The 19336-nt window shown below is 47.9% G+C and carries 14 protein-coding genes and 7 pseudogenes; 17 read left to right on the plus strand and 4 right to left on the minus strand.

The features are described 5' to 3' along the window. The first annotated feature begins 67 nt into the window (after positions 1-67). Both FYJ45_RS13850 and FYJ45_RS13855 read left to right on the plus strand, forming a co-directional pair. A complete protein-coding gene (locus FYJ45_RS13850; RefSeq protein WP_154465123.1) occupies positions 68-1285 on the plus strand; it encodes a tyrosine-type recombinase/integrase in 1218 nt (405 codons plus the stop codon). A 148-nt stretch (positions 1286-1433) separates the two neighbouring features. After that, positions 1434-2645 (plus strand): tyrosine-type recombinase/integrase, encoded by a 1212-nt coding sequence (locus FYJ45_RS13855; protein ID WP_154465125.1) that lies wholly within the window; start codon positions 1434-1436, stop codon positions 2643-2645. Positions 2646-3395: 750 nt separating this feature from the next. Here FYJ45_RS13855 and FYJ45_RS13870 read toward each other — a convergent pair. Further along, the gene (locus tag FYJ45_RS13870; protein ID WP_154465129.1) at positions 3396-4409 is read right to left on the minus strand and encodes a tyrosine-type recombinase/integrase; all 1014 of its coding nucleotides are present in this window, start codon (positions 4407-4409) and stop codon (positions 3396-3398) included. A gap of 63 nt (positions 4410-4472) precedes the next feature. Between FYJ45_RS13870 and FYJ45_RS13875 the strand changes: the two genes are divergently transcribed. From FYJ45_RS13875 to FYJ45_RS13905, 7 genes and pseudogenes are all read left to right on the plus strand, one after another. Next, entirely contained in the window at positions 4473-5006 is a 534-nt protein-coding gene (locus FYJ45_RS13875; protein WP_330588669.1) for a response regulator transcription factor, read from the plus strand. Positions 5007-5016: 10 nt separating this feature from the next. Beyond that, positions 5017-5853, plus strand: coding sequence for a sensor histidine kinase (locus FYJ45_RS13880; protein WP_235930803.1), 837 nt, complete (start codon positions 5017-5019; stop codon positions 5851-5853). A gap of 24 nt (positions 5854-5877) precedes the next feature. Then, positions 5878-6252, plus strand: coding sequence for a sensor histidine kinase (locus tag FYJ45_RS30695; protein WP_235930804.1), 375 nt, complete (start codon positions 5878-5880; stop codon positions 6250-6252). 62 nt (positions 6253-6314) lie between these two features. Next, positions 6315-6998, plus strand: coding sequence for an ABC transporter ATP-binding protein (locus tag FYJ45_RS13885; protein ID WP_154465131.1), 684 nt, complete (start codon positions 6315-6317; stop codon positions 6996-6998). Next, entirely contained in the window at positions 6995-9328 is a 2334-nt protein-coding gene (locus FYJ45_RS13890) for an ABC transporter permease (RefSeq protein WP_154465133.1), read from the plus strand. The genes FYJ45_RS13885 and FYJ45_RS13890 overlap by 4 nt, the downstream gene beginning before the upstream one ends. Before the next feature lie 357 nt (positions 9329-9685). Beyond that, complete coding sequence (locus FYJ45_RS13900; RefSeq protein WP_154465135.1) at positions 9686-10120, plus strand: RNA polymerase sigma factor; 435 nt, start codon at positions 9686-9688, stop codon at positions 10118-10120. Between the two features lie 65 nt (positions 10121-10185). Next, a pseudogene (locus FYJ45_RS13905) lies at positions 10186-10281 on the plus strand (RNA polymerase subunit sigma-24); the annotation flags it as partial. 22 nt (positions 10282-10303) lie between these two features. On the opposite strand, the gene FYJ45_RS13910 reads toward FYJ45_RS13905, so the two are convergent. Beyond that, positions 10304-10579, minus strand: coding sequence for a type II toxin-antitoxin system RelB/DinJ family antitoxin (locus tag FYJ45_RS13910; protein WP_154465137.1), 276 nt, complete (start codon positions 10577-10579; stop codon positions 10304-10306). A gap of 106 nt (positions 10580-10685) precedes the next feature. Here FYJ45_RS13910 and FYJ45_RS13915 point away from each other — a divergent pair, with 106 nt between their 5' ends. From FYJ45_RS13915 to FYJ45_RS13945, 7 genes and pseudogenes are all read left to right on the plus strand, one after another. Continuing rightward, a complete protein-coding gene (locus tag FYJ45_RS13915; protein ID WP_154465139.1) occupies positions 10686-10871 on the plus strand; it encodes a hypothetical protein in 186 nt (61 codons plus the stop codon). Continuing rightward, positions 10852-11172, plus strand: a pseudogene (locus tag FYJ45_RS32210) (cysteine-rich VLP domain-containing protein); the annotation flags it as partial. The gene FYJ45_RS13915 and the pseudogene FYJ45_RS32210, both read left to right, overlap by 20 nt. Continuing rightward, positions 11170-11817, plus strand: a pseudogene (locus FYJ45_RS32215) (phage replisome organizer N-terminal domain-containing protein); the annotation flags it as partial. The pseudogenes FYJ45_RS32210 and FYJ45_RS32215, both read left to right, overlap by 3 nt. Next, positions 11814-12305, plus strand: a pseudogene (locus tag FYJ45_RS13930) (ATP-binding protein); the annotation flags it as partial. The pseudogenes FYJ45_RS32215 and FYJ45_RS13930, both read left to right, overlap by 4 nt. Positions 12306-12307: 2 nt before the next feature. Next, positions 12308-12496 (plus strand): annotated as a pseudogene (locus FYJ45_RS13935) (VirD4-like conjugal transfer protein, CD1115 family); the annotation flags it as partial. Between the two features lie 347 nt (positions 12497-12843). Beyond that, positions 12844-14010 (plus strand): site-specific integrase, encoded by a 1167-nt coding sequence (locus FYJ45_RS13940; RefSeq protein ID WP_154465143.1) that lies wholly within the window; start codon positions 12844-12846, stop codon positions 14008-14010. A 120-nt stretch (positions 14011-14130) separates the two neighbouring features. Next, positions 14131-14861 (plus strand): annotated as a pseudogene (locus tag FYJ45_RS13945) (relaxase/mobilization nuclease domain-containing protein); the annotation flags it as partial. A gap of 165 nt (positions 14862-15026) precedes the next feature. Here the strand turns inward: FYJ45_RS13945 and FYJ45_RS33170 are convergent. Beyond that, positions 15027-15128 (minus strand): annotated as a pseudogene (locus FYJ45_RS33170) (XRE family transcriptional regulator); the annotation flags it as partial. 828 nt (positions 15129-15956) lie between these two features. Continuing rightward, positions 15957-16517 (minus strand): hypothetical protein, encoded by a 561-nt coding sequence (locus FYJ45_RS30705; RefSeq protein ID WP_235930805.1) that lies wholly within the window; start codon positions 16515-16517, stop codon positions 15957-15959. A 151-nt stretch (positions 16518-16668) separates the two neighbouring features. Here FYJ45_RS30705 and mgtA point away from each other — a divergent pair, with 151 nt between their 5' ends. Beyond that, entirely contained in the window at positions 16669-19332 is a 2664-nt protein-coding gene (gene mgtA, locus FYJ45_RS13965; protein ID WP_321170237.1) for a magnesium-translocating P-type ATPase, read from the plus strand. Positions 19333-19336 lie beyond the last annotated feature (4 nt).

A 19336-nucleotide genomic window follows, 5' to 3' on the forward strand; every position in this document is an offset into this window, starting at 1 on the left:
ATGGAATCAGAGAGGTCTGATAAAACAAAGGTACAGCGCTGGAAATTATTCTTAGGAGGTGGAGGAATTGGCAAATAGAAAAATAATACTTCCTCAATATGGCACAGTCATGAAAAGAGGTGTCCTATATTATAGGACCAGAATCAAAGATGCGAATGGAAAGCTCGTAGCTCTCTACGCAAAAACACCTGAAGAATTATATAACAAAGAAACGCTTGCGTTGGAACAGATTGAGAATGCCACTTTTCATCGAAAAACGCCCACGGTTGCAGAGTATTGTGAAAAGTGGCTGCTGATGCAGTCGGTTCATATACGAGCTACTACCTTGACGGATTACACCTCAAAGGTCAGGCGGCATATTATAGCGGAATTAGGAGATAAACGGATAGGAGAGGTTAGTCTGGATGATATTCAACTTGCCCTTGTTCCGGTTTCCAAGAAATCGGCTTCGGTTTATAAATCTGTGGTGATCCTTTATAAGTCTATCTTTCGCGCAGCGATGGAAAGCAGGATCATTGACCATAACCCGACGATTTATCTGACTACAAAAGGTGGAGGAGTTCCCCAAGAGGAACGCCAGGCTTTGACAGATGAACAGGCAGAGCGCCTTTTGGATGCTATCCGGGATTTACCGCCGTATGTGTTTGTCATGATTGGTTTGTATGCGGGACTACGGCGGGAAGAAATTCTTGCGCTGCAATGGGATTCTGTATATCTGGATACAGATACTCCATATCTGACGGTAAGGCGGGCATGGCACACAGAACATAACAGACCAGTCATCTCAGATGAATTGAAAACCAAGGCTGCGGAGAGAAATATCCCTCTCCCTGTTTGTTTGGCCGAGTGCCTGAAGGCAGCAAAAGAAACTTCGACTTCGGAGTATGTAGTTTCAAACAGGGATGGCGAACCGCTGTCCTATACGCAGTTTAAGCGGCTGTGGCAGTATATTGTTACGAGAACGGTCAAGGAACGAAGCTATTACCGGTATGAAGATGGAAAAAGAGTAAAGCATACTGTCACACCCGTCTTGGGAGAAAAGGCCGCTCATAACGGAAAAGTGGTTTACAGCCTGGACTTCGAGGTAACACCCCATCAGCTGCGGCATACTTACATTACCAACCTCATTCATGCATCGGTAGATCCCAAAACGGTTCAATACCTGGCAGGCCATGAAAGCAGCAAGATTACTATGGACATCTATGCAAAGGTTAAGTATAACAGGCCGGATGAGTTGGTCAGATCAATGAGCTGCGCGTTTGCAAGTTGGGACGCTGCACAGTAATAACAAAATAGGAAGTGACGCAGGAGCGAGGCAAGGATGTCTCGCTCTTTGTTTTATACCGGCCGTATCTTTGATTAAATGGAGGCTTTCTGATAAAAAGAGAGTGTAGATACGGGAACTACACATTATCAAGAAAGGACGATCAAAGATGGCAAAAAAGAAAACAATGATCCCGAAGTATGGGACGATTACATTAAAAGGAATCCAGTATTACAGAACCAGGATTAAGGATGCAGATGGCAAGGAGGTAAGTTTGTATGCCACAACTTGCGAGGAACTGTATGAGAAACAATTAGAGGCGCGACAACAGGTGGAGGAAATCATCTTCCGCCGGCAGCACCCAACGGTAGCCGAGTATTGCGAGAAGTGGCTGCTGATGCAGTCGGCAAAGGTGTATGCGTCTACACTCAGAGGTTATACGAGGGATATGCAAAACTATGTCATCAAGCCCCTGGGAGAGATGTATATGGAAGAAGTGACCGCTGATGATATTCGGCTGGCACTTGTTCCATTGTCAAAGAAATCGGAAGGCTTATACAACAAGGTTAATATGCTGCTCAAGTGCATTTTTTACGCGGCAGAGAGAAACCAAATTCTTGAACACAATCCCTGTGTGGGAATATCGGGCAAGGGCGGAAAGCCCGCAAAAAAGAGAGAGGCATTGACAGATCAGCAGGTAGCCGTGCTTCTGGATACGGTCAAAGGGCTTCCCCCCTACCTATTTATTATGCTTGGATTGTATTCCGGTCTGCGCCGGGAAGAAATCCTTGCACTGCAATGGGATTGTGTATTTTTGGATGAGAACACCCCGTATCTATCAGTAAGGCGGGCATGGCGTACAGAGCATAACAGGCCCGTAGTCTCTACGGTGTTAAAGACTCCGGCAGCAAAAAGGGATATTCCGATACCGAAGTGTTTGGTGGATTGTCTGAGAGAAGCGAAAGAAAATTCCATATCAGACTATGTGATCGCTGACAGCAAAGGAGAACCACTGGCTGCTTCGCAGTTTCAAAGAGTATGGCAGTATGTAGTTGTCCGCTCCACTAAGCCCCGAAACTATTATAAGTATGTAAATGGGGAGAGTATCAAATATACGGTTACTCCAACGCTGGGCATGACCCAAAAGAATCAACCCAAAATCAAATATACGCTGGACTTCGATGTGACGCCCCATCAGCTGCGGCACACTTACATCACCAATCTTCTTTATGCGGGTGTCGATCCAAAGACAGTGCAATACCTTGCCGGACACGAAAACAGCAAAACAACTATGGACATCTATGCAAAAGTGAAGTATAATAAACCCGAAGAGCTGTTTGGGGTAGTAAACGGTGCGTTTCATCAGGCTATTGCTGAATGAAAAAGGGCTGTTTTTTATGGTCCGCATACCGGATAACTGAGAAGCAGAAAGCCGGAAAAGCCCGGAATATCAAGGAAAAACAGCTCAAAAACTCGCGCAGTACGGTCTCAAGGCAGCTCGTCGCGCACCTCAGTTCAGCAAGAGATAATCTGCTGTTCAAACCGTATCAAAATGGTTCAAAAACCCCGGAAAATCAAGGTTTTCCGGGGTTTTACTGTATCTAAACGGGCTGATATAGTTTGACCAAATTTGGCAAATCGAGAGCCGTTTTCACCCAATTTTTAGTGGTTAAATATAGGACAACCGGCAAAAATTGGGGTAAAAAAGGGGTTAGCGGTTAAATTATAGGACAACCGAGAGCCGATTTTTGGGGTGCTTTTCGTTCCTCCCTCCCCTCGTTTTTGGCTGTGGCAGTTTGGCATAGTTTGACCAAATTTGAATAATTGAATATTAATTTGATACAGCACTCATTATAAAATGCCTGGGTGCTTTTTTCATTTCAGGAATTCCGGCGATAGAAAGAGCCGTCACTTCACTTTTTATTTTGGAGTGGCGGCTTTTTCTATTTCCAGAAGCAACAGCAATAATCAGAAATGAGGTGAAGTCAATGAACACGCAAATCATCGCCATCGCCAACCAGAAGGGCGGCGTTGGTTATGAAAAGTAAGTTATAATGAAAAGTTGAGTCCATACTTTATTAGACTTCTTGTGGTATGGACTCGTTTTACTTTGCATAATTCGGTGAAACTCTTACAGTGATTTCAACCAGTCGAGAAGATCTTTATCTTGTTTCCATGTTGGTAAATCTTCAGATGTTGGACTGTCATAGGCTTCCATTAATGCTTTGCGTTTCATCTTTTCGTCTGCTCTTGCATAGATTTCTGTTGTTGAAATATCAGAGTGACCAAGTAGATCTCTTATATAAACAAGATTTACTCCTGATTGAAGCAGATGCATCGCCTTGCTGTGGCGCAGCCAATGGGGAGTGATTTCATCAGAAATGTCCTTTGCCCCTGTAGCCTGAGCCTGACCAGCGTATTTTTTTAAAATGTATGTTACGCCAGCTCTTGTCAAAGGTTTATTACCTCGATTCGTAAATAAAGGATTTCGACTGTATACAGGAGAAGATAATCCAGCACTTTCAATGTACTGTTTAAGAAGTTCTCCTGTCGGCTTCATCACAGGAACAATGCGACTTTTCCCACCCTTACCTGTCAGTGTGATTGTAACGGTATCGTTTAGTGTAACATCACATACTTTTAAATCCACCAGTTCCTGAACTCTGGCACCGGTATCGTATAAAAGAGATAATAATACAGCATCTCTTTTACCCTGAGTTGGTGCTCTATCAGGCTGTTCAAGTAACCCTTTAATACTATCTAATGGAAGATACATTAGAGGTGGCTTATCTGTCTTTTTCATAGGAATAGACAAAACTTTCTGGCATTGTTGGATATACTGTGGTTCTTCCACCATTAAAAAACTGAAAAAAGAATGTATAGCCGCAAGACGCTGATTTCTAGTAGCAGCCTTACAATTACGTTCCTCTTCAAGCCATTGAAGAAAACATATAACCAGTTCTTTATCTACTTGGGCAATGGTCAACTTTTCAGGTGATAGGTTTTTCTGGTCTCTACAGTATTTTAGAAATAGCGAAAAAGAATCCCTGTATGCCAGTTGGGTATTACGTTTACTTCCAACCTGACCAGGAAGGTATATGGATAGGAATTGAGTCAGATATCGTGCAAAATCAGTTTCCCTCATGGCATACCTCCGGAATGACATATGCAATGAGAAATACCAGCAACTTCCAAATATCCGGCGCTGCTGGATGTTACACTACCAGATGGAACCGGTTTCGATATTTGCAAAGAGGTGCGTACTAACTCAACTGTCCCGATTATATTTCTGACAGCGTCCAATCAGGAAATCAGCATTGTCCGGGGCCTTGATATGGGGGCTGATGATTATATTACAAAGCCGTTCAAGCTGAATGAACTACTGTCCAGAATTAAGGCTATTCTACGTCGTTCGTTGAAATTTTCCAAAGCAGATACTACTTTAGAAGCAAACGGTATTCGCATAGATACCGCCGAAAGGCTTGCCTGGAAAAATGGCGAGCCTATTGATCTGCCTCTGGTAGAGTACAAATTGCTGTGTCTGTTCATGCAAAATCCTAATCATCTCATGCCGCGGGAAATGATTTTAGACCGGATGTGGGATGGCAACGGGAATTTTGTAGATGATAATACTTTATCCGTTTATATCCGGCGGCTACGAAACAAAATTGAAGATACACCAAATGCGCCCAAATATCTGCTGACCGAACGAGGAATTGGATATAAGTGGGTTGTTGAGTGAGGGCGGATTTATGGGTAAATTAGGGAAAGAAACAAAGACACTGTTAATCGCTGTTACTGCTATCTGCCTCGTTTCCTTTCTCTTGGAAGGAGGGATTGCCACACTTCTGGCAAAAAATTTTCAGCAGGAATTATTACTCCATGATTATGGTATCGCAGGCCATTTGTTAAACAATGAAAACGAATTGTCAATTTCCGCTTTCACTTCACAGCCAAACGAGAATGACATGGAATGCGGCAGGGAGGCTTTGGCTTCTGTTGGATATGATGAAACGGTTTCCATACGTTTTCTGTCTGCTGTTCAGACGTACCGAAATCAGATGATGCTTTCTGTATTTCTGCTGTTGGTTTTCCTGTTTGGAGTAATCTGTTTATCGCTGTTTCTCTATCTCCATCGCCAGCATAGGGTTTTCAGTAACGCTGAAAATACCATCCGACAATTTCTGGATGGCGATACCACGTCCCGTATCGAATGTTCCCAGACTGATGACTGGTACAGCCTTTTTCATGCCATCAATGAAATGGCAACCATCCTTTCTGCTCATGCCAAGAACCAGCGACAGACCAAAGAATTTTTGCAGGACATTATTTCGGATGTATCACATCAGATTAAAACGCCGCTGTCTGCCTTAAAAATGTACCATGAGATTATAGCGAGCCATAAAGATGATACCGCAACTGTGAGCAGCTTCACCGAAAAATCTCAAAGAGAGATTAAGCGGATGGAAGATGTGATTTACACCTTACTGAAACTGGCGCGGCTGGACGCAGGAATTATCCAGATGGAAAAGGCCCCGAAAAATCTTTCTGCTCTTATGCAGGATGTTCTGGAACGCTTTGAAACTTGAGCAGAACGGGAGCATAAAACAATTATGCTTTCCGGCAAAGAAGATATTGTTTTATCATGCGATGCCCTATGGGTATCGGAAGCTATCAGCAATATTGTAAAAAATGCTTTGGAGCATACAGAGAACGGCGGTCATATTGGGGTAAAGTGGAGCCAATCTCCTTTAATGACACAGATTGAAATTTCCGATGATGGAAAAGGAATACACCCGGAAGATCTATATAACATTTTCAAACGGTTTTACCGCAGTCGTTTTTCTTCGGATGTTCACGGAATCGGCTTGGGGCTGCCGCTGGCGAAATCTATTGTAGAAGCTCACGGCGGAACCATTTCCGTAACCAGCAGTTTAGGCGCAGGAACCACTTTTACATTGAATTTTCTAAACATTACAGATGAGTAAGATAGATTTCACTTAAAAGTAAGTCATGGGGAGTATGATGTGTCTGTAAGGAGGTTTTGAATATGAATATTCTTGAAGTACAAGACCTGTGCAAGACCTATGGCACAGGCGAAACAGAAGTTCACGCTTTGAATCATGTATCATTTTCTGTCCGTAAGGGTGAGTTTATCGCTATCATTGGAGAGTCGGGTTCCGGCAAAAGTACCTTGCTGAATGTGATCGGCGCTTTGGACAGCGCCACTTCCGGCAAGGTATGGATTGATGGACAGGATATTTTTTCGATGCCGGAGAAGAAATTAACTGTGTTCCGGCGGCAGCACATCGGATTTATTTTCCAGTCGTTTAATTTAATCCCGGAACTGAATGTGGAACAGAACATCACATTTCCGCTGCTGCTTGACTATAAAAAGCCAAATCAAAAGTTCGTCAACGAATTGTTGCAGGTGCTTGGGTTGAGCGAGCGCCGAAAGCACCTTCCCTGCCAGCTTTCCGGCGGCCAGCAGCAGCGTGTGGCGATTGGACGGGCATTGGTCACACGCCCCGCCCTGATTATGGCAGATGAACCGACCGGAAATCTGGACAACAAAAACAGTCAGGAAGTTTTGGCTTTACTGCAAACCATGTCGGACAGGTATCAACAGACTATTTTGATGATTACCCACAACAAAAATCACGCCAGCGCAGCAGATCGCGTGTTCCGTATGACCGATGGCGTGCTGAAAGATTTGGGGGTGTCGTCACGTTGAAAAGCTATCTTGGATTGGTACCGCAGTATGAAAAGGTACACCGCAAGAACAATCGGATTTCGGTTCTCTGCATTGTCCTTTCGGTATTGCTGGTAACTGCTATTTTCAGCATGGCCGATATGGCGCTGCGTGCACAGAAAAATTATTTTATCAAGACGAATGGTGAATACCATATCAGTCTGACCGATATTGGTGAACAGACGGCGGAACTCGTAAAAGCACGGATAGATGTTGCCCTCTGCGGATGGACTTATCAGGGAACTACCGGCGCTATCGGCTCCAAAGCGGTCAGCTTCGCAGGTGCGAATGAGGACACCTTTTCAACTTTGACAGAAATGGATATGGAAAGCGGTTCATACCCTACCCTGCCCGATGAAGCATTACTAAATAAATCGGCTTTGGAACAATTGGGCCTTGTGGTTGGCGACACCGTAACTGTTACAGTGCCGGACGGTTCCAGCCGGGAATACCGCATTACCGGCGTCCTTGCCGATATGGGAAGTTTGCTTAAAGCGGATGTATATGGCATGGTATTGACCGAGGACGGCTTTCTCAAAATTGCGGATGAAAATGCCAAAGACGGAACTACTTTCCGCGTTCAGTTCAAAAATGGCGTAAACATTCAGAAGGCCATGAATGAAATAAAAGCGCAATATGGCCTTTCAGACAGTCAGGTAAGCGAAAATACAGCGCTCCTTGGATTAATGGGACAAAGTGAGAACAGCACAATGCAGTCCCTATACATCGTTGCAGGCTTTCTTGTCCTTTTGGTGCTGATTGCCGGTGCAGTAATGATTGCCGCCAGCTTTAACACAAATGTTTTGGAACGGGTTCAGTTCTATGGCCTTTTGCGGTGTCTGGGAGCATCCAAAGCACAGGTAAAGCACTTCGTTGTTCTTCAAGGGTTGCGCCAAAGTATGAAGGGCGTACCGATTGGGCTGGTTGCCGGGCAGATCATTACATGGTGTGCCTGCCTTTTGCTGAAATCCATCAGCGGGGAACGCTTTTCAGAGATACCGCTTTTTCAGTTCAGTGTAAGCGGTCTGATTGCTGGTGCGGTGATCGGTTTTCTGATTGTACTGCTGGCATCCTTGTCCCCGGCGAAAAAGGCTTCTAAAGTATCGCCGGTAACTGCAATCAGCGGTAGTACACAGCTTACGCAGAACAAGAGGGCTGCAAATACAAAGCTGTTCCACATTGAAACCAGCATGGGAATTTTCCATGCACTATCCGGCAAAAAGAATGTATTCCTTATGACCTGCTCGTTTGCTATCAGTATTATGATGTTCCTGTCGTTTCAGGTAATGGTAGTCTTTCTCAATCAGGGGATGCCTGCGCTCTCTCCATCGGCAGCGGATGTAACTATTACAATGGGAAATACACCGCTGGACAAGTCGCTGGTGGAACAGATCAGCGAAACGGAAGGTGTTGACAAAGTTTTTGGCCGTATGGAAAAGGCTGGCCTTTCTGTTTCCTCTGATGTGGGAGAAGGAACCGTCACACTCATTTCCTACAATGATAACCAATTCGGGTGGGCGAAAGAAGAATTAAATGAGGGCAGTATCACGCCTGCTATGGAAAATACAGATCGTGTTCTGGTTACTTATCAGGATGGCGTAAACTGGAATGTTGGGGATACCGTAGTCCTTCATACATCTTCCGGTGATAAGCAGGTAACGATTGCCGGAATACTGGCAACGGCTACGGCCAGTGCGGTCAACGGTGCAGGCAGTAGTGGATATATGATTTGCTCGGAACAGACATTTGCCGCTTTGGTTGGCGATTTGGGCTATACGACGATTGATGTTCAATTTTCTTCTGCTGGTGGGGATGATACTGTTTCCACAATACGGAGCATGATCCCATCCGACAGCACTGTTTCAGACAAGAGAGTTACCAATTCCGAGTCCCAAAGTTCCTACTATACAGGCGCGGTGTTTATTTATGGCTTCCTCATCATTATTGTACTTATCACAGTGTTTAATATTTTTAACAGCATGAACGCCAGTGTAGCGTCCAGAACAAGGCAGTACGGCATTATGCGTTCTATCGGAATGGGGACAAATCAGCTTTATAAGATGATTGCGGCGGAAGCCTTTACCTATGCAATACTTGGCTGTGTTGTTGGAAGCGTCTTGGGGTTGCCGCTGAACAAGCTGATGTTCCAGTTTTTAATTGCAGATAAATGGGGAACTGCATGGCAAATCCCTGTGGGTTCACTTCTTTTGATCGTGTTCCTCTGCCTTGCGTCTGCGACGATTGCGATTAGACGCCCCATCCGGCAAATCAGCAGAATGGCAATCGTAGACACAATTAACCTCCAACAATAATTTCATTAAATAGCAAGCGTTAGAGGCTGGCCTTCCGTTTCTTTGGAGGGCCAGTTTTTTGGCGTCTGGCTTACTCAACCCGACGCTGAAAAAAGGCGGCTTTAGGAGGGAGCCGCCCATGAAACACACTGACCGCCGACAAATTCAGACGACATTTGCGCTATTTTCAAAAAAAGCGCAGCTACCGTACAGTCCCCGTCTGACAGCCGGTGCGAAACTCGTCACAATTTAACTAAATACCGTACTTTTTGCGCTCGAATAGCTTCATGCTGTCCGGGCGCTTTTCTATGTCTCCGGTGCCGTTCCCCGCCGCCCCGTTCAGATTTTCCCGAAAAAATCTGAACGGAGGAAAGGCAGATGGAAGTCACCATCAACTATAACGGACAAGCTGTGACTGTCGAGGTCACGCTGGAAGTCTATGAATATCTTGACCGGGCCGACCACAAGGCCGAAAACCTGTCCCATGAACAGCGGCGGCATTGGGATGGACGGGAGTTTGACGAATACATAGTAGCTGCCAAGGGCATAGGGCTTTACGGCGAAACGCCGGAGGAATACCTGTGCTGCATGGAAACACTGGATGAACTCATGGCCGTTCTGGACACCTGTACCGAGGCCCAGCGCCGCCGGTTCCTGCTTTATGCGCTGGACGGTTTGAGTTTTTCGGAGATTGCCGCGCTTTGCGGCTGCTCCAAGAGCGCGGTTCAGTTTTCTATTGAGGGCGTGAGAAAAATTTTTAGAAATTTTCAAAAACAGACTATACGAATGACCCCTTTTCAGGCTACCAAGTGAAAGGGATTTATCCCTTATCCCACGGAGAAGCGGACAGCGGACAAGCTGCCCGCCTCTCCATATAGCCGGAAATCTCCCGCCGGGAGCGGGTCAGCACCAGCAAGGTCAGCGTCGCCATCCGCCGGGGGCTGCGGAATATGCGCCGCTACTATGGAACGCTCCTCGTCCAGACAATATCGCGCTTCATTGTTTCAGCTCCCGGAGTGCTTCTTCTACATCGGAGTAATGCTTCACGCTGGGATCACGCGCGATCCGTTCCGCCTCCAACATGGCGGCGATGGTTTCTTTGTTCGGCTGTTCCAGCCTGACTTCAAAGGGAAAGCCACCGGCGCGGAGCGACTGGCGCAGGAAAACATTGATGGCGGTGGTGAGGTTCATCCCCAATTCGCCGTAAAGCGTTTCGCACTGCTTTTTGATGTCGCTGTCCATGCGGACGCTGAAATTCGTAGTGCCTGCCATTGTATCAACCCCTTTCAAGTTTATTGCACTTATAGTATATGCTATTTGCATTGCAAAATCAACTCAATAGCCGTAAAATTCACAAAAATTTAAGTAGGAATTGCTTATGACCGCTACCCATTATCTTGTTACTGTCAATCTTACCATCCGCCTGCCCCTTGACCTGATACAGCCGGAACCGGCGGGCCGCCTGGAGCCGCCGACTGCCCCGGAGCCGGAGACCCATTTCTGCCGGAACTGTCATAGCTGCGGCGGGTGCGGGAAGTGCCAGCATGAAGAAGAACAGTCCTGACCCTATCCCCGTCATGGACTACCACCAGTACCGGCGGGCGCGGCGTCTGGTGCATGAGTGCTGTAACTATGACTGCGGAAACTGTATTGCGCTGGACGATGGGGAGGAATGTGTCTGCATCCAGTCTATTTCCTGATCCCTGCTGTGCCGGTGGTTTAAGGCGGCGGTGCTGCCGCTGGACAAGGAACTGGAAACGGCCCTGTTCCACCGGCTGGACGCGAAGAAGTGCGTTGTATGCGGTGCGCTGTTCACCCCCGGCTCCAACCGGGCCAAATACTGCCCGGAGTGCGCCGGACGCGTTCTCTATTCCAATATCCTGCTGAAACTGTATCTGAAATCCCTGAAAAACGGCGGGCGGCTCCAGCTTGACGAGGACATTCCCTACACCGCCCAGATGATTGCCACCATTACTCGCCAGCAGATCGGCACCGTAGAACGAGCCTTGTAGATTTTTCTCAAACTGGGCCTTGTGGAACTGCTGGACAGCGGGGCTTACTACATGAACAACATTGAGCTGCTGATCGGCCAGTCCTCTACCGAGGCCGAGAGAAAGCGGGCCGCAAGGCTCCAAAACAAGGCGCTTTCCGCGCCCCGGACAAACAGCGGACATTTGTCCGACATTCGTCCACCAGAGATAGAGATAGAGTTAGAGAAAGAGATAGAGGTAAAGGTAGAGAGAGAGTTAAAGAAGGGACAACCCGCCCGCGCCTATGGCCGTTACCGGAATGTATTTCTTTCTGCCGGAGAACTGGCCGACTTGCAGGCTGACTTTCCCACCGTATGGAGCCAATACATCGAAAAGCTGTCCGAGTACATGGCGTCCACCGGCAAGCGGTATCAGAACCATGCCGCCACTATCCGGCGATGGGCCAGCAAGGACGCGAAAAAGACGGCTCCGCCCACCCGTAACCGGGATTACAGCGTAAAGGAGGATGAAACCGTATGATAGAGATTACCGCAGAAATCCGCGCTATCATCGACAAAGCCGCCGCCGGTGTGGAACTTGCCGAGGATGAATACATAGACCCGACAGACGGCCTTATCCACTGTAAAAAATGCAAGGGCCAGCGCCAGACCATTGTGCCGAGGTTTGGAAAGCCCGGTTACTTCATGCCCCGCTGTATCTGCCAGTGCCAGAGGGAAGCCGAGGAACAGAGAAAGGCCGCCGAGGAACGCCAGCGCCGTATGGAGCGTATCAAGCGTCGGAAATCGCAGGGCCTACAAGACCGTTATCTGTATGACTACACCTTTGCCAACGACAACGGCCAAAATCCGTTGATGGACAAAGCCCGCGCCTATGTGGAGAACTGGAAAGAGGCATATAAAAACAATACTGGGCTTTTGCTGTTCGGAGATGTGGGAACTGGGAAGTCCTTTTTCGCCGGATGTATCGCCAATGCCCTGCTTGACCGGGATGTGCCGGTGCTGATGACGACCTCCAGCTGCGTGGTGTGCGGCCTTTCCTTTCGGATAAGTACGACATCACCAAGCACCCCAATTTCAGGTATACTGCCGACGCAGATGACAAGAACGCTTTTGACATTGAAGCATTTCTGTCCGCAAGGCTGAAACTCAAGCCCAATGAGGTCTGCGATGTATATGAAGTAGACACAAAGGGCGCTTAACTTAGTTCCGCTTTTGAAGGGAGTGATCTTATCTATTCGCCGCATCTGCCCTACGGGCCATTGGCGTACAAAGCGGACAATCGCAAGAAAAATAATGAAAAAGGAGGACAGCCGGAATCATGCCCCCAGAAACCGGGCGGCATATTGTTCCGGCTTTTGTATGCCTATGTAACATGACAAACCTATTTATTAATCAGATTCCGGCTAACAAATTCCCCCAAACCGCAACGACAAAACCCCATCATCTCCCGGAAGCCGCATATTTACAGGCATTAGAGAGTTTTGTCGCTGTCTGTTATACTGTTGCCTGATCCCGTCATGAGGCGGGGAAAAGGAGGTAACAGTAAATGTTGGATTTAATGAATCCGGAGGAAAGACCGGAACAGGTCCAGAGGTATGGAGTGTATACCATCAGGACAGCGACGGAGGACGGGGTGGTCTATGCCCGGTCATTCATAGTGCTGCGGAACGGTTATAGTGTCATCATCCGTTTCACACGGCTCCAGGACTACGCGGGCTTTAAGGTGTATAAGCCGATCTCGTCAAATGCTGAGAAGAAGCTGTATTACATCTGTGGGATGCTCAACTATGTCCTGGTGGATCATGGAAGGAGGTTCGGGATCCGCCATGTGTTCGGCATTACGGCGGAGATGCTGCAGGAATACTTCGACCATTATACAGCAGAAAAGAAAGCGGACGGGGAGTACCGGGGAAGGGACAGCATCACCAAATGTATCGGCGCGGTGACTGCTTTTATGGCAAACCTTTCATGGAAGTTTGGTGGTTTCATGAAGGTCACCAGAAAGAGCCTGTACTGTGACGAAGTTGCGTATGACAGACATGGGCGGCGTTTCTTTAAAGCGGTCCCTTTATTCCAGGTGTCCGGGATGCCGGTTAGGAAAAAGATCTTCCGGGATATCCCTTATAAAGTCTTTGAAATCCTGGTTCCGATGGCCTTCCGCTATGCCAGGGACATCGCTTTCGGACTCTGCCTGCAGGCATTTGCAGGGCTGCGCTCCGGGGAAGTATGCAGTGTGCGGCAGGAATGCAGCCCCCTTGGGAGGGGAATCACATTCACCGAGCTTGGAGGGCGCGTGGTCAGCGCCGTGGTCGATGTCACGCAGGAAATCCGGATAAGGGATGATGATGTCGAAGTCGGGATGATCAAGAAAGAGCGCAGGCAGGGTGTCTACCCCGCATTCCTGGAAGCTTTCTGCAAGGCATATGAGCTGCACAGGGAGTTCCTTTCCCCGGAACTGAGGCTTTATGGGCAGCTCCTGTATGAGAACCAGCTTGGGACACATGCGCTGCGCCACTGGTTCACGGTACAGCTCGTGCTCAGGGGCGAGGATATCGGGAGTATCCAGTACTGGAGGGGCGACAGCAGCCCGGAAAGCTCGTTCCTGTATCTCCAGAACAAAGGCGACCTTACAAGGGAACTAAAAGCATCCAACGACCGGCTGGTGATCATGCTTGTGTCAGGATGGGGGGATTTTGATGATGGATCTGTTTGATGATGTCTTAAAAGACGCGGTACAGTTGCAGTCGGCACACCGGGACATCTGCCGGTCCAGGACATTGTGTCGATCAGGAAGTTTTTTGGCGCGGTATTCACAGAAGCGCTTGGGGAACGGCGGTTCAAGCTCCCTGGTTGGGAAAAAACAGCCCGCATGGACAGCCTGGGCGAAGGATATGGATTGGAGGATTTGCAGGCAGTTCTCTCTGGGAAGAAAGCGCATACCCCACGAAAAAAACGGTCGCACAGCCAGAGCCGCCGAAGGTCAATCTTCTGGTGGACATTCAGGCAAAATTGCAGGCAGGAAAAGGTGCTGGCTATGCTCGGTGGGCCAAGGTTTTCAATCTGAAGCAAATGGCGCAGACCATGAATTACCTGTCAGAGTATAACCTGCTGGAGTACGCGGTTTTGGAAGAAAAGGCTACGGCTGCCACGGCACATCACAATGAGCTTTCAGCGCAGATCAAGGCGGCTGAACAGCGCATGGCAGAGATCGCCGTTCTGCGTACCCACATCGTAAATTATGCCAAGACCCGTGAGGTTTATGTAGCATACCGCAAGACAGGCTACTCTAAGAAATTCCGGGCAGAACATGAGGAAGAAATTCTGCTCCATCAGGCTGCCAAGAATGCCTTTGATGAGATGGGCGTCAAGAAGCTGCCAAAGGTCAAAGAGTTGCAGACGGAGTACGCGAAATTGCTGGAAGAAAAGAAAAAGACCTATGCCGAGTACCGGCGTTCCCGTGAGGAAATGCGGGAGCTTTTAACGGCAAAGGCTAATGTGGATCGAGTTCTGAAAATGGAGGTAGAACAGGATGTTGAAAAAGAAAAAGACCACGGCCAACGGTAAGCTGGTCCTGGTCAAAAGCGTTCGCAGAACGCGCAGCCACAGAATAAAATTCTGTGTTCAAAGGGGCTTGGGGGCGCTGCCCTCAACAAGCAAGCGGAGAGGAAAATCACGGAGGGATTTTGCGCTCTGCGGGTCGGTGTGTATTAACACCGGCATTGCTTGCACTATCGGCAGTACCTTTGCCAATGCCTTCAAAATTAAATAGAACGGATTCATTTGTCCTTTTTCAATATTGGCAATTTGCTTTACGGATACATGGATCAGATCAAATCTGATTATCCCTTGTGCTATCGGAATTTTAGGAAGTTTGAAAGCCTTATTTTACTACAGGTTTACTACTCGTGAGTGAGCCTTCATACGTCGAAAATCCGAGAAATGCGAACTTATGGATACAGCATGACAAAATAGGCGTTCTGCCCACTGAATTGATAACTGAATAATGAACGTGTTTCGGACGGTTTAACGCCATAGGACAATTAAAAATCCTAACTCCTGAAGCTAGACAGTTCCTATATTTATTAAGTGCGTCATGAATTGCATGAAGGGCAACACCAACTATGTGCACAATATCAAGAAATATGTTTTATAGTTCTCTTTATTAGCCTAAATAATGCATAATTTCAACCTTGTTATTATGCAGCCTCTCGTCTATACCTTGGAAAACAGAAAAGTGAAAACGTACAGAACAAACAACCGATGAAAATGCAAGAAAAAAGCAAGAATATAGACATGGCGTTTTTACAGGATAATGTTAAAATGATTTTATTTGTATATAGGCTCTCGGAATCATAAGCCTGCCGACCAAGATTCACCAGTCGGATGAACCTTGACAAGTAGATATTATCCAGAATGGAACAGATGCAATAAATGTTGAGAAAAAAGGGTGCGGTTAGTAGACCTTGCCGCTGACATGGTTTATAATGGTATTGCTTATGAAGTTAAGCGGATTGCTCAAAGAGATCCTTTAGGCGGGAAGTCTTTGGCAGAGTCCAGGCATCAAGGTGCTGACACATCATGATGCAGAACAGGCGGCAGTACCACATCTTGGATGAACGGTATCTGCCGTCTTCCAGTTTATAGTCCAGTTTCTCGCGCTTATTGCAGCGTTCCGCACTTTATGAATTCGGTGCCGTCCCTGCGCATGGTATGCCCTTCCCTGCATACCGGGACACCGTCATCGTTGATGGTGAAATCGTCCTTATAGACAGGTGGCCTGCCGCCTTTGCCGTTAAGGTCGATGAATGGAGTAATTTCGTTTTTGCGACAGTATTCGTAATAAGCCATGGCATCATGGGCGGAATCCAGCAGAAGTTTGTCCACATTCGCCTCAGGCAGGAACTGCTTCATGGAATACCAGTTATAAAGGAAGCCGAAGGAATCATGCCTAGAGGCGGGGCCGAGAAAGGGGAAGATGGGCAGGTCATTTTCCGAATCCGCGGCAGTGAGCATATACAGGTCATAGCCGAAGTAGAAACACCCCCTGTGGGAATCCCATCCGATGTTACAGTCAGGCTGGCTGTAAGAACGGGGGCATTTACAGTCCCGTATTCCTTTTTCAAGGCAGTCGCAGGTACGTTTTTTCCGTTCCTGAGCGGCGGTATAAACAGGCGTGCCGTCTGTACCGGCTGCGCCGGAACGATATGTCTTTTTGATCAAGGGCGCGGAGCGCCGCATTTTTTGAGCGGTCTGTCAACCCGTTTTATGAAAAAAGTTGGGGGAATTTATAAAAAAGGAATCTCAGAAGCCGCATAAAATAAGGCTTAGAGATTCCGAGAGTCTATTGTATTGCTAAAGGAGGGACTGTCCCGTGTCAAAAACAACATTGTTTGACAGTCGTATCAAAAAATACGCTTACCGTGAGGCATCACAAATATATCAAGAAATTGGAGCGTCACCGGATGGCCTGTCTCATGAACAGGTCGAGGCGATGAGGGAAAAATATGGTGCAAACAGCTTTGCGGAGCGAAAAAATGATACGACAATACGCCGGGTGCGGCGGGCTTTTATCAATCCGTTCAATATAATTCTCTTTATCCTGGGTATTATTTCGTTGGTGACAGACGTTTTTCTCGTCTCCAACTTCGCCAGAAATGCCACTACTGCCATCATTATCTTTTCCATGATCCTAATTAGTGGTGCAATCCGTCTGATTCAGGAACTCCGAGCAAAGAAAGCGGCGCAGCAGCTTAATCGGCTGATTCATGAAAGTATCACTGTAAGGCGAGAAGGAGAACTCATCGAGATCTCTGCGGAAAAGCTGGTGGTGGGCGATATTGTCCTGCTCTCTGCGGGGGATCGTGTTCCGGCGGATATCCGGCTGACAGAGGTCACCGACCTGTTCATCTCACAGGCAGCCATAACGGGCGAAAGCGCCATTTTGGAAAAGAACTGCCGCGCCCTCAGTTACAGCAGCTTGGAAACGCTGACCCAGCTTGAAAACCTTGCTTTCATGGCAACAACAGTCATCAGCGGTAAAGGCGAGGGTATTGTGCTGGCGGTCGGAAAGGACACGCTCTACGGCAGCTTTGCAAAACCTGATTCTGATGATAAAAAATCCTTTCAAAAGGGTGCCAATTCCATCGCCTGGGTCATGCTCCGCTTTATTGCGGTGCTGATTCCCATTGTATTCGCGCTTCTCGGTATCACAGGTGGGAAATGGCTGGAATCCTTTGCTTTTGCGCTGTCGGTGGCTGTAGGACTGATGCCGGAGATGCTGCCTATGGTTATTACCGCTTGCCTTGCAAGGGGCAGTCTTACCATGAGCCGCAAGCAGACCATCATCAAAGACATCAATGCCATGCAGGGTTTTGGCAGCATGGATGTGCTTTGCATGGACAAAACTGGAACGCTGACCAATGAAAGCATCCTGCTGGAATATTACATGGACGTGCTCGGCAACGAAAGCAGCGAGGTGTTGGATTTGGCTTTCTTAAACAGCTTCTACCATTCCGGCGTACGCAATCCAATTGATAACGCGATTCTTGCCTGTCAGACTATGCCGGGACGCGAGACGCATTACACCGATTTGCTCACTCAGTATCAAAAAATAGATGAGATTCCCTTTGACTATGCCCGCAAGTTTGTCAGCACTCTTGTGACAGACAAAAACGGAGAAAGTCAACTCATTATGAAAGGGGATATCTCCCACATCGTTGACCGTTGCAGCCATGTGGAGTATCGGGGTGAAATTCTGCCGATAGAGAAAGGCGGGATGCAGAGCGTATCCTCTGTGGTAGATGAGATGCTCCAGGACGGTATGAAGGTCATCGCCGTTGCACGAAAAAATGTAGGACAGCAAAACCAGATTATCCCTGCCGACGAAACAGATATGATCTTGATGGGGTATCTGGCATTCTTTGACGCACCCAAGAAAACCGCAAAGGTGTCCGTGGCGGCGCTCAAAAGGCTGAAGGTGACTCCCAAAATTCTGACGGGGGATCAGGCGGAGGTGGCGGTCTCTGTATGCCGCCGGGTGGGGATTTCTTCCGAAACCGTGCTGACCGGCGCCAATCTGGATGAAATGACAGACAGCGAACTTAGCGCTGCGGTTGAAGAAATTCATGTTTTTGCGGAGCTTACGCCGGGTCAAAAGGTCCGTCTGGTTTCCGCCCTGGGTCAAAACGGGCATACGGTGGGCTTCTTGGGCGATGGAATCAATGATATCCCGGCGCTTTGCGAGGCCAATGTGGGCATCTCGGTGGATACGGCGGTGGATGCAGCAAAAGACGCGGCGGACGTGGTACTGCTTCAAAAGGATCTTGGCGTGCTGGAACAGGGCATTTTAGAAGGGCGAAAAACCTTTACCAATATGCTCAAATACATTAAAATTACCGCCAGCTCCAACTTCGGCAACATCCTCTCCATTGTCTGCGCCAGCGCCTTCTTGCCCTTTTTGCCTATGACTTCCGTACAGATATTGCTGCTGAACCTGCTGTACGATGTTTTGTGCATCATTCTGCCCTGGGACAATGTGGATGAAGAAGAGACCGTGTCTCCGAGGGACTGGTCGGGCAGAATGCTGGGGCGGTTTATGCTGTCCTTTGGACCGATCAGTTCCCTGTTCGACATAGTGACCTTCCTGTTTCTGTACTACTTCCTGTGTCCTATGCTGTGCGGAGGAGCGACCTATCTGAACCTTACCGATCCCGCCCTGCGGCTTCAGTATGTGTCTCTTTTCCAGACTGGATGGTTTTTGGAATCCATGTGGACGCAGGTGCTGATTCTGCATTTTCTGCGGACCCGCAGGATACCCTTTGTGCAGAGCAGGCCGTCTGCGCCGGTTATTTGTATTACCCTTGCGGGAATCGTCGCCTTTACCGCGATTACCTTTACCAAGGGTGCGTCGTTGTTCGGCCTGACGAAATTGCCGCTTTGGTATTTCGTGTTTCTGCTGATTGTCGCGCTGTTGTATATGCTGCTGACTACGGTAGTCAAAACCTTCTATCAGAAGAAGTATTATGAGTTGATTTGAAAGG

It is taken from the genome of Eisenbergiella porci, assembly GCF_009696275.1.
GTDB lineage: Bacteria > Bacillota > Clostridia > Lachnospirales > Lachnospiraceae > Eisenbergiella > Eisenbergiella porci.